Origin of the sequence: Burkholderia sp. HMSC10F09 (assembly GCF_001806955.1) — a bacterium.
GTDB lineage: Bacteria > Pseudomonadota > Gammaproteobacteria > Burkholderiales > Burkholderiaceae > Burkholderia > Burkholderia multivorans.
This window is the reverse complement of the sequence record NZ_KV786831.1, coordinates 1-10,523: the sequence shown is the minus strand read 5'-3', so window position 1 is coordinate 10,523 and position 10,523 is coordinate 1. Positions and strand designations below refer to the sequence as shown.

Annotated in this window: 8 protein-coding genes and 1 pseudogene; 5 read left to right on the top strand and 4 right to left on the bottom strand. The window is 66.5% G+C overall.

Features of this window, described 5'->3' with window-relative positions; translation table 11 throughout:
* Positions 1 to 63: 63 nt before the first annotated feature.
* Genes HMPREF3115_RS21325 through HMPREF3115_RS21310 form a run of 4 tightly spaced genes read right to left on the bottom strand, consistent with a single transcriptional unit; the run spans position 64 to position 6,189 of the window.
* Positions 64 to 2,706: a glycosyltransferase gene (locus HMPREF3115_RS21325; protein ID WP_070555932.1), complete on the bottom strand. Its 2,643-nt coding sequence runs from the start codon at positions 2,704 to 2,706 to the stop codon at positions 64 to 66.
* Between the two features lie 32 nt (positions 2,707 to 2,738).
* On the bottom strand, positions 2,739 to 4,160 hold the full coding sequence (locus tag HMPREF3115_RS21320) for a UDP-glucose dehydrogenase family protein (RefSeq protein WP_070555930.1): 1,422 nt from the start codon (positions 4,158 to 4,160) through the stop codon (positions 2,739 to 2,741).
* Positions 4,161 to 4,195: 35 nt separating this feature from the next.
* The gene (gene galE, locus HMPREF3115_RS21315) at positions 4,196 to 5,185 is read right to left on the bottom strand and encodes a UDP-glucose 4-epimerase GalE (RefSeq protein ID WP_006408420.1); all 990 of its coding nucleotides are present in this window, start codon (positions 5,183 to 5,185) and stop codon (positions 4,196 to 4,198) included.
* The gene (locus HMPREF3115_RS21310; RefSeq protein ID WP_006408419.1) at positions 5,182 to 6,189 is read right to left on the bottom strand and encodes a UDP-glucuronic acid decarboxylase family protein; all 1,008 of its coding nucleotides are present in this window, start codon (positions 6,187 to 6,189) and stop codon (positions 5,182 to 5,184) included. Before HMPREF3115_RS21310 ends, galE begins: the two co-directional genes overlap by 4 nt.
* Before the next feature lie 136 nt (positions 6,190 to 6,325).
* Here HMPREF3115_RS21310 and HMPREF3115_RS32685 point away from each other — a divergent pair, with 136 nt between their 5' ends.
* From HMPREF3115_RS32685 to HMPREF3115_RS21285, 5 genes and pseudogenes are all read left to right on the top strand, one after another.
* A complete protein-coding gene (locus tag HMPREF3115_RS32685) occupies positions 6,326 to 6,994 on the top strand; it encodes a hypothetical protein (RefSeq protein WP_233632929.1) in 669 nt (222 codons plus the stop codon).
* Positions 6,995 to 8,319: 1,325 nt separating this feature from the next.
* Positions 8,320 to 8,646 (top strand): hypothetical protein, encoded by a 327-nt coding sequence (locus tag HMPREF3115_RS21300; RefSeq protein ID WP_006396622.1) that lies wholly within the window; start codon positions 8,320 to 8,322, stop codon positions 8,644 to 8,646.
* 110 nt (positions 8,647 to 8,756) lie between these two features.
* On the top strand, positions 8,757 to 9,344 hold the full coding sequence (locus HMPREF3115_RS21295) for a hypothetical protein (protein WP_006396623.1): 588 nt from the start codon (positions 8,757 to 8,759) through the stop codon (positions 9,342 to 9,344).
* Positions 9,345 to 9,424: 80 nt separating this feature from the next.
* On the top strand, positions 9,425 to 9,706 hold the full coding sequence (locus HMPREF3115_RS21290) for a hypothetical protein (protein ID WP_006408412.1): 282 nt from the start codon (positions 9,425 to 9,427) through the stop codon (positions 9,704 to 9,706).
* 44 nt (positions 9,707 to 9,750) lie between these two features.
* A pseudogene (locus HMPREF3115_RS21285) lies at positions 9,751 to 10,523 on the top strand (chemotaxis protein CheA); the annotation flags it as partial.

The window sequence follows — 10,523 nt, the reverse complement described above, 5'->3', positions numbered from 1 at the left end:
CTCGCCGGCCGCACCTCGCCGGCCGCACCTTGCCGGCGGCACCTCGCCGGCGGCACCTCGCACCTACTTCGCGACGACTTCCGCCTGCAGGAACGACGGCGCGATCCGCCAGTCCGGCACGTAGCGGGCGGGCCAGGCACCCGGCGTGTCGACCGCATTGAAATACACGACGGCCTTCAGCAGCGGATAGCGCCACAGCGAGCGCTGAAATTCGTCGAGCGCGTCGCGCTTGCGCGCGTCCGAGCCGTCGACACCGAGTTCGGTGACCATCACCGGCAGCCCGTAGTCGGCGACGCGCGCGTACTTGGTCCGCAGGATGTTTTCGGCCGACGCGCGCCCGCCCGCCGGCCACACCGCGCAACGCGGACAGTCGAACACCGACAGGCCGACCGCATCGGCGTAGCCGGGGCCGGGGAAATAGTCGTCGAGGTTGCGGTTGCCGGCCGGCGACCACACGAAGCGCAGCCGGTCGGTCATCGCGCGGCACGCATCGACGACGCGCCGGTACGCGTCGATATAGCCGGACGCGTCGCCGCTCGCCCACGGATAGCGGCCGGTGTCGGTTTCCATCTCGTGGCCCCAGCGCACGAACACCGGCGCGTGCAGCGCGGCGAGCGCCGAGCAGGTCGCCGCGATGCGCGCGTCGTAACGGCCGTGCGCGATATCGTCGAGCAGCGCGCCCGTGCGGCTGCCGGGCAGCGCCCACGGTTCGACGGTCACCATCAGCGCGCGGTGGCGCGCGTGCGCGGTGCGATACGCGTCGTCGATCTGCGTGTCGAGGTCGGGCGCGTTCCACGACACGAACACATGATCGAATGCGAGGTTCGCGTCGGACGCGAACACGCGGTCCGGGTCGTAGACGCCGAGTGCGGGCTGCTTGACCGGCTGCCCCGGCGCCGGCGCGAGCACGGCGGGCAGGCCCGAGCGCCATGTGACGGCCTGCCAGCCCTTCGGCGCGCGCAGCGCGATGCCGGCGACCAGCATCGCGAGCGCGAACACGAACAGCGCGTTGCGCACCGGCAGGCGGCTGAAGAACATCTGCGCGGGCGCCGACGCGGCGCGCCCCTGTTCCTTGCCGTGATTGACGGCGACCACGGCCGCGATCACGAAGTACAGGATGCTCGTCAGCGTCGAGAACAGATAAAAGCCGCCGGCGTTGTGCGGATTCTCGATCGCGACGACGGGCGCACTGCAGAACAGCGAGATCAGCAGATACGGCGCGACGACGCGCAGCGGCGCGTCCTGCTCGATCGCGCCGCCCTTCGGCGTGACCTTGAAGGCGAATTCCTTGCCGCGGATGCAGTCGACGATCGCCGACAGGCAGCCGAGCACGACCCACGGCCAGCGCGCGAACACGAACGACAGGCCTTCCCACGACAGCAGCTTCGTGTTCAGAGGCCGACACGACTGCGTCGCATGCGTGGACCAGGTGACGACGCAGAGGATCAGCACGCTGAGCGGCACCGCATAGGCGAGATACGTGATGTAGTCGACGTGCGCCCACACGCGCCCCGTGAGCAGCGCGGCGACCGGGATCGCGACGCCGCCCGCCATCGCGAGCGCACACAGCGGATACCACAGCTGGCAGAACAGGAACTGCGCCTTCAGTTTCAGCGGCAGCCCGCCGAAATAGCGGCGCGTGTAGCGCAGCATGATGATCATCACGCTCTTCGACCACTGGAATTCCTGCGTGGCGAGATCGGCGAACGTACGCGGTCCTTCGCCGTTCGCGATCGCGTTCAGCGCGTGCATGCCGCGCCAGCCGTGCGCGTTGAAGATCATCGTCGTCGAATGATCTTCGGCGAGTTCGGGGCCGAGGCCGCCGATCTCGCGCAGCGCGCGGCAGCGCACCGCGTAGTGCGAGCCGATGCAGAGCGGCGCGAGACCGCCCGCATAGCCGGCCTGCATCGTGCCGTGCAGCGGGCCCTCGACGTTCACGCGCCCGCGCGCGCTCCAGCTCAGCGCGGCATTGCTGTCGCAGATGCTCGGCGCGGACACGTAGCCGACCGCCGGATCGACGAACGGACGCAGCATCTCCTCGAGATACGTGCGCGTCGGCACATGATCGGCGTCGAGCTGCGACACGAAATCGTAGTTGTCGTAGCCGTACGTGTCGTAGAAGTACGCGAGGTTGCCTTCCTTGCATTTCGTGCGGCGCGGCCAGCTCGCGCGGTGATAGTCGGCGACGCCGCGCCGCGTCGACACGCGCACGCCGTGCAGGCGACACCATTCGAGCGTGGCCGGAGTCGGATCCTCGTCGGCGAGCCAGGTGTCGTGCGGGTAGGTCTGATCGAGCATCGCGAGCAGCGTCGTGCGCACGACCTCGAACGGCTCGGACGGCGCCTTCGTGACGACCATCGCGACGCGCCAGCCGCGCGGCACGTCGAGCGCCGGGTTCGGCACGACCGCGGAGCGGATGATGAAGATGAAGTAGCCGGGAATGAAGGTGGTCCAGAACAGGATGAAGCAGTTGACGCCGAAGCGGAACGCATCGACGTAATGCTCGTCGCGCAGCCACCAGCGCCAGAAGATCGCGAGCGCGGCGACCCAGCACAGCGCGAGCAGATGAAAGATCGTGCGCGTGCCGCTGTCCATCAGCGGCACCACGAGCGGCACATCGGTTTCGGCGCTTTCGGTGCGGCCGGCTTCGGCGTCGGACGCCTCCGACGCCGCGCCGCGGGCGAGCGACGCAACGAGCTTCTCCATGGTGTTCCCCCCAACGGTCTCGCGTACGCGAGTTAGTTCGAGTCGATCATCAGCTTTGAAGCAGGCTGCGGCGCAGCCGTCGTATCGTCGGCGACCGGCACGCGGCCGCGCGCGGCGTCGGCCGGCGTGCGCGCGCTGCACGAGCGGCCGACGCGCTCGTAGCGGCGAAAGCCGCAGTCGACCGCGCGCCGTTCGTCGAACAGGTTGCGCATGTCGAGCATCACCGGGTCCGACATGTGGTCGGCGAGATCCGCGAGATCGAGCGTCTCGAAGGCTTTCCACTCGGTCATCACGACGACGGCGTCGGCGCTGCGCACCGCGTCGACCGCCGAGCTTTCCATGAACACCTGCGGCAGCAGCCGCGACGCCTCGTGCGGCCGCGCGGGATCGTAGGCGCGGATATGCGCGCCCGCGCCGACGAGCAGCTGGATCACGTCGATGCTCGGGCTTTCGCGCACGTCGTCCGTCTGCCCCTTGAACGTGAGGCCGAGCACCGCGATGCGCTTGCCCTTGATCGAGCCGCCGCACGCGTTTTCGATCCGCTGGAGGATCTGCGCCTTGCGCAGCGCATTCGATTCGATCGCCGCGCTGACGATGCGCAGCGGCACCGCGTGTTCGGATGCGGTCGCCTTCAGCGCGCGCGTGTCCTTAGGAAAGCACGAGCCGCCCCAACCGGGCCCCGCCTTCAGGAATGCCGCGCCGATCCGCCGGTCGAGGCCCATTCCGTTCGCGACGAGCTCGACGTCGGCGCCGACCGCTTCGCAGAGGTCCGAAATCTCGTTGATGTAGCTGATCTTCACCGCGAGAAACGCATTGGCCGCGTACTTGACGAGTTCGGCCGTCTCGATCTCGGTCGCGAGCACGAGATGGCCGGCCGCGGCGAGCGGGGCATAGATCGCGTTCATGATCTCGATCGCGCGCGGATGCTCGGCGCCGAACACGACGCGATCCGGATGCATGAAGTCGTCGATCGCCGACCCTTCGCGCAGGAACTCGGGGTTCGACGCAATCGCGGTGTCGATCCCGGGCGGCGCATGACGCTCGACGATGTCCTGCACGCGCCGGTTCGTGCCGACCGGCACCGTCGACTTCGTGACGACGACCGTGAAGCCGTTCAGGTTCGATGCGATGTCGCGCGCGGCGGCTTCGACGTACTGCAGGTCCGCGCGATCGGTGCCCGGCAGCGTAGGCGTGCCGACCGCGATGAACACCGCGTCGCGGTCGCGCACGCTCGCGGCGAGATCGCTGCTGAACCGCAGCGTCCCGCGTCCGACGGTGCGCGCGACGACGGCGTCGAGGCCGGGCTCGTAGATCGGCATGCAGCCCTGGTTCAGCGCGTCGATCTTGCCGCGATTGTTGTCGATGCAGACGACGTCGTGTCCGAGCTCCGCCAGACACGCGCCGCTGACGAGCCCGACATAGCCGGTGCCGACGATGGCGATCCGCACATTCATGGTTATCCCCGTGATTGGTTGAACGACGCCTGGTATTACTTGTTCGCCACGAGCGGCAGCTCCTGACGGAACCACCGCACCGCATGCTCGACCATCGGCTCGATCCCGGCGAAGCGCGGGCGCCAGCCGAGCACGAGCGCGGCTTTCGTCGCGTCCGCATACAGCGCCGGCGGATCGCCGGGGCGGCGCGCGGCCATGACGGTCGGCACGCGCGATCCGGTCGCCGTTTCGACCGCGCGTACGAGCTCGAGCACCGACGTGCCCGTGCCCGTACCGAGATTCAGCGCGACGCTGTTGCCGCCACGGCACAGATACGCGGTGGCCTTGACGTGCGCATCGGCGAGATCGCTCACGTGCACGTAGTCGCGCACGGCCGAGCCGTCGGGCGTCGGATAGTCGGTGCCCATCACCGTGAACGGGCGGCCGGTACCCAGCGCCGCGCGGATCGCGAGCGGCAGCGCATGCGTTTCGGGTTCATGGTTTTCGCCGAGCAGGCCGTCCGGGTCCGCGCCCGCTGCATTGAAGTAGCGCAGCGCGACCCACTGCAATCCGTAGGCGCGCTCGAAGTCGGCCGCCATCCGCTCCATCGCGTACTTCGTGAAGCCGTACGGGTTGATCGGATGCTGCGGCGTGTGTTCGCAGATCGGCAGCGCATCGGGAATCCCGTACGTCGCACACGACGACGACAGCACGATCCGGCCGACGCCGGCCGTCCGCATCGCGTTCAGCAGCGTGCAGGTGCCTGTCACGTTCGTCGCGTAATAGCGATCGGGCGCGAGCACCGATTCGCCGACGTACGCGAGCGCCGCGAAGTGAATCACGATGTCGGGCCGATGTGCGGCGAGCGCGCGGCCGAGCGCGTCGCGGTCGAGGATGCTGCCGACGACGAGCGGCCCCCAGCGCACCGCGTCGCGATGGCCGGTGGACAGATCGTCGTACGCGACCGGCGCATGGCCGGCCTCCGCGAGCGCCTTGCACGTATGGCTGCCGATATAGCCGGCGCCGCCTGTGACGAATACTTTCATGCGGCCGCTCCGGTCATCTGCAGCATCGGCGCGATCCACAGTTCGCGGGCGAAGTAGTCGACGGTGCGGCGCAGCCCCTCGTCGAGATCGACGCATGGCCGCCAGCCGAGCTCGGTCGCGGCGACCGAGATGTCGGGGCGACGCTGATGCGGATCGTCGATCGGCAGCGGGCGGAACACGATCTCGGATGGCGAGCCGGTCAGCGCGAGCACCTTCTGCGCGAGCTCGATCATCGTGAATTCGACCGGATTGCCGATGTTGACCGGCATCCCGACGTTGCGCTCGGCGCCCATCAGGCAGAAGAAGCCGTCGATCAGATCGCTGACGAAACAGAACGAGCGCGTCTGCAGGCCGTCGCCGTAGATCTCGAGCGGCTCGCCGTTCAATGCGCCGACGATGAAGTTCGACACGACGCGGCCGTCGCGCGGCGACATCCGCGGCCCGTACGTATTGAAGATGCGTGCGACGCGCACGTCCACGCCGTACGTGCGGTAGTAGTCGTAGCAGAGCGCCTCGGCGGCGCGCTTGCCTTCGTCGTAGCACGCGCGCGGGCCGATCGTATTGACGTTGCCGCGATACGTTTCCATCTGCGGATGCACGCTGGGGTCGCCGTAGATTTCGCTCGTCGAGGCCTGGAACACGCGCGCGCCGGTCTTGCGGGCGAGCGCGAGGCAGTGGTTCATGCCGAGCACGTTCGTCATCATCGTGTGGACCGGATCGTGCTGATACGTCGGTGGCGATGCCGCGCAGGCGAGATTCCAGATCTCGTCGACCTGCAGCTGCGGCAGGCCAAGCGTGACGTCGGCTTTGAGGAACTCGAAACGACCCGACGCCTTCAGGTCGGCGACGTTCAGCTTGCGTCCCGTCAGCAGACTGTCGACGCAGACGACGTGCGCGCCCTCGACGACGAGGCGTTCGCATACATAGCTGCCGAGAAATCCGGCGCCGCCCGTCACGAGCACGCGCTGGCCGACGCGCGTCTCGATCGCTACCCGGTCATTCATGGTCTTCTCCTTCGTCGCACATCGCCGGGAGCCGGACAGCGAGCGCTGCGGCGCACGCGCGCACGATGCCTGCGTCGCCGCAGGGACGCCGTGCCGGCACGTGCCGTTGCTGCTCCGCTGATGTCGACGAAGCGCCATGAACGACGCTTCGATTGCGCAGACTTCCCCGTTGATGCTGGGCCGACGCACGCGTCGTCCGTTCGCTGATGGTCTTCATTGCCGCTTCCCCGACGTGGCTTATGAGCGGGCGGCTGCCGCCCGTTTTTCGGGTCGTGCAGGCCGCCTGCCTGAACCGGACATGAGGCAAGCCGCATGCCAACCGCGATGCGGCTGCGGTCCGGCCGTCGCCGTGCCTGCGCCGACGTGTCGTTGCGCGCGCAGCGGGCGGCGCGGCACGCGCGCTTGTTTCATGCGTGTATCGTGGGGACAGGATGGGCGTGCGGCGCGATGCGCGCATTCGGGCGAACCGGCACCATTCGGCATGCGCCGCGCCAAGGCGCGCAGCACGACATGCGACGCCACGCGTGCCGAATGCGGATGTTTCAAAGTTGAGATTCGAACCGCGCTGGAGCACGGAAAGTGTTCATTGGATGCAACGCGGGATCTGCGATTCGAGATCGACGATGCGTCATCGATCGGTACGCAAAGTCGCCCACGCGACGATTCGATCCGAATTGATCTACGTCAATTCATTGGAGTCGCCGTTATGTGGGAAAGCGCGCTGATCGATGGGCGAATTTCGGTTTTGCGCCGATTTGTTTCGATCGATTTTCTCGATTCGACCGCGCCGTGTTTTCACGAATGAATCAAATGCGCGCGGCGTGGCGCGATGTGCGTGCGTCGTTCGCACGCCGAGGCCGGCGACGCGGCGGTTTTCGGTCCGGCCGTCCGCCTCCGGTTTTCATTCGTGTGCACGCAAGCGCGACGTCGTGCGCGCGCGGCGACCGATTGGCTTGCCGCGCGCGGCGTACCGCGCGAGCGACGCAGGCGTGCGCATCTCAAGTTTGAAACACTTGTTCCGACGACGGCGTGCGCGCGTCGCGCCAGCCGATTTCTCAGCCTTTTCCCGCCATTGCTTCGCCGCGCTTGACGATCGCCGGCGGCGCGCGGCCGTTATTGCGATACATTCCTGAAACAAAAAGCGCCATTCCCGACGGCGCGCCCGCGCGTTGCGGCGAGAGGCCGCGCGCAGCGTCCGATGGCACAACGCATGGCACGCGGTTTGCGGTATGGGACGCACCGGCGAGCGGTCGACGCGACGCGACAAAGATGTGGGGCGACCAACTCGTCAATAAGCCAGTCGGGGAAACGGCGATGAAGACCAACAGCAGTAGCTTGATCCGCGCGATTCACGCGCAACAGTGGGGAAGTCGAAAGAATCGGGGTATTGCTCGCGACGCGGTGCCAGCTTCGCGGGTCTCTGCTCGCCGATTCGACGGCATCCGCGTGCTCCGGCTCCTGGAGCGCTTGCCGTTCGCGGCGGCGCTCGAGCGCATCCGGTGTCGCGCTCCATTCCGCTCGCTCCGCAGCGCCGGCCCGTTCATTCCGAACGGCCCGATACCGTTCCGTGTTCGACCGTGCCGCGCGATACCAAGCGCGCCGCCCGCATGCCGGCGTCGGCCCGACTAGGCCGCGTACCGTCGCACGCTTTTCCGGAACCCGTTCCGTCGATCGCTCAGGGAGAAACCATGCCGCCTGATCGCAATGGAGGACCGCGCGCGCCCGGCTGAACAGCGCGTTCCGGCACGGCCGGATTTCATCGTACCGATTCTGTTTCGCCCGTTTTCGATTCGCATCGCACTGTCGTATTCAGGCAGTCGCCCGGACGATATTCGAAAAAGGCGGAATGGGGCAGTGCGCGCGATTAAAGGCGGTATGAATTAAGGTGTTTTCGAATTGGTTTTAATGTTCAGCAAACTAATCGAAAACACCTAACAAAGATATTTGGACAACTGAACAACGTGAAACTACACTTCGGCTGACCAAAAATAGATAAGCAAATAGATTTAAAGGAATGTGAATACGGTTAATTAAAAAGTAATCCTGTTCGAAGGGATTGCTTGAAGCAGGGACGGTTGTCGGCGTGCGACCTTCCCTGCCTGTTCCGTCCACGCCGTTATGGAGTCGACCATGAAGAAGCTTCTGATTGCAGCAGCAGTTCTGGCGGTTTCGGGTGCAGCGTTCGCAGGTGGCGGCACGGTTTCGAGCAGCAGCTCGTCGAGCGTCGGCGGCACGTCGGCCGGCGTCGTCGGGTTCGGCCACTTCACCGCGACCGATTCGGGCTCGGCGCTCGGCGCAGCCGGCGCAACCGCCGGCTATGGCGGCAGCAGCTCGATCTCGTACACGAACCATACGAATACGTCGACGGTCGGCGGCTACGGCTTCGGCGGCGCACAGGCCGGCGGCCAAAGCGGCGCGAATGCTGGCTCGATCGGCTGGACGACGTTCCACCACTAAGTCGCGGCGCGTAGCGTTCGTCATTGGCTGGTGGCAGCGAGTGCCGGTTTCGCCCGATGCGGGCGGGGCCGGCCCGCTACCGCCAAACTTCCTCACAGCAAGGAATTGCTATGAAAGCCAACGTCATTTTAGCGACAGCGCTCACCGCCATTTCATCGGTCGTATGGGCGGCCGGTTCGACGACCAATCAGACACAGTCCGTCGCGGCGGGCGTGTCCGGATCGGTACTGGTCGGCTCCGGCAGCTATACGAGCAACTCGAATTCGGTAGCGGGCGCGAACGCAGGAAGTACCGTGACACCCGCCGGTTCCGCCGGCACGGCATCCGCCTTTCACAACTCGACCTCGACGGCCAGCGGTTCGGGCACGAACGGGGGCGCGTTTGCGGCAGGCGGCGGTATCGGTGCCGCAGGCTCGTACGGCGGAAACAGCAGCACGAATGTGAACGCGAATGCATTGTCGGGAGGGGTGACCGCCACGATCGTTCTCGGCGCAAACCACTACACGGCAACGGGGGCGAACGATCAGGGCAACGCGAACGGGTGGGCGGGGGCCGTTTCCGGTCCCGGCGGCTCGGGCACGATCGCGGGCTCGAATCACTTCAACTCGTCGACCGTGTGGAGTACCGGCCCGGCCGGCTCGCCGTCCGCCTCGGGCGGCAGTCAGGCAGGTTCAGGCGCGAACGCAGGCAGTCATTAGCAGGAGATGTGGGGGGACCAGTTTCGCAGTGACGCTGGTCTCTTTTCCCGCATTGTTGTCACGTTAGGTAAGGAGTTGGCATGAAGCACAAACTGATTGCCGCCGCTCTGATGCTCGCGTCTTTGACGGCGTATGGCGCTGACCGTGCTGCCGAGGACGTGCAATCGAATATGCAGACGTCAAACGACCTTGCCCAGACAACCAAACCGTCAGAACAACAAACGCTTTCGGCGGGCGGTGCCATCGGCGGACCGACTTCCCAGCAATGGCAGGGAATGGCGGACGGCTCGTGGTCCCAGCTCGGCAGCGGCTGGAAACAGTTCGGGGAAGCGGGAAAAGCTGAAGTCATTCAGGGGAATTAGCACGGTTGCCTGGGTGGGAGGTCAATCCTCGTCCGGAGAGTGAAATGAACAGCAACAAGATCAAGGTGGCATGTGCGGCGTTGTTCGCGATGACCACGATCGGTACCCACGCGCAAACGGCCGACTCGAACTCGGGTTCGCAGTCGTCGAGCACGGCAACGGCAGTCAGCCTGGGTGGCGGCTCGAGCATCAGCACGAACAACAACACGAACAACAACACGACCACGTCGACTTCGCGCGGCGGCAATGCCACCAGCACGAGCGGGGTTCGGGGCAGCGGCAATTCGAACGTGCAGGTGAACGTGACGATGCCGTCCGCGGCGAGCGGCGGCCTGAATCAGCCGCAGGGCGTCAATACGCTCGCGTCGGCCGGCGCACCGGGCACGAGTCCGTACAACACGCAGACGACCGAAAACGTCAATTATTCCGGCACGCAGACGATCAAGACCAACCCGGCGATCCAGGCACCGGGCCTCACGACCACGCTGTCCGACACCTGCATGGGTTCGGTGAGCGTCGGCGTGTCGTTCCCGGGATTCGGCGCGACGGGCGGCACGACGCTCGTCGACCAGGCCTGCGTGCGTCGTCTCGATGCGCGCGAATTCCGTGCGATGGGCCTGACCGACGTCGCACTCGCGCTGCTCTGCCAGAGCGATGCGAACCGGCGCGCGGTCGAAGCCACCGGCCATCTGTGCCCGGGCACGACCGCACCGCTCGCGCGCTCGAACGTCGCGCCGTCGGCGGAAGCGACCGTCGCCGACGACATCAAGTACCGCGATCCGCTCGCGCGCAGCCGCCTCGGCCTGCCGCCGCTCGA

Excerpts from the sequence above, each read along its gene's own strand:
- HMPREF3115_RS21295 (WP_006396623.1), top strand. The coding sequence starts at position 8,757 with ATGAAAGCCAACGTCATTTTAGCGACAGCGCTCACCGCCATTTCATCG.
- HMPREF3115_RS32685 (WP_233632929.1), top strand. The coding sequence starts at position 6,326 with ATGAACGACGCTTCGATTGCGCAGACTTCCCCGTTGATGCTGGGCCGA.
- galE (WP_006408420.1), bottom strand. The coding sequence starts at position 5,185 with ATGAAAGTATTCGTCACAGGCGGCGCCGGCTATATCGGCAGCCATACG.
- HMPREF3115_RS21300 (WP_006396622.1), top strand. The coding sequence starts at position 8,320 with ATGAAGAAGCTTCTGATTGCAGCAGCAGTTCTGGCGGTTTCGGGTGCA.
- HMPREF3115_RS21320 (WP_070555930.1), bottom strand. The coding sequence starts at position 4,160 with ATGAATGTGCGGATCGCCATCGTCGGCACCGGCTATGTCGGGCTCGTC.
- HMPREF3115_RS21290 (WP_006408412.1), top strand. The coding sequence starts at position 9,425 with ATGAAGCACAAACTGATTGCCGCCGCTCTGATGCTCGCGTCTTTGACG.
- HMPREF3115_RS21325 (WP_070555932.1), bottom strand. The coding sequence starts at position 2,706 with ATGGAGAAGCTCGTTGCGTCGCTCGCCCGCGGCGCGGCGTCGGAGGCG.
- HMPREF3115_RS21310 (WP_006408419.1), bottom strand. The coding sequence starts at position 6,189 with ATGAATGACCGGGTAGCGATCGAGACGCGCGTCGGCCAGCGCGTGCTC.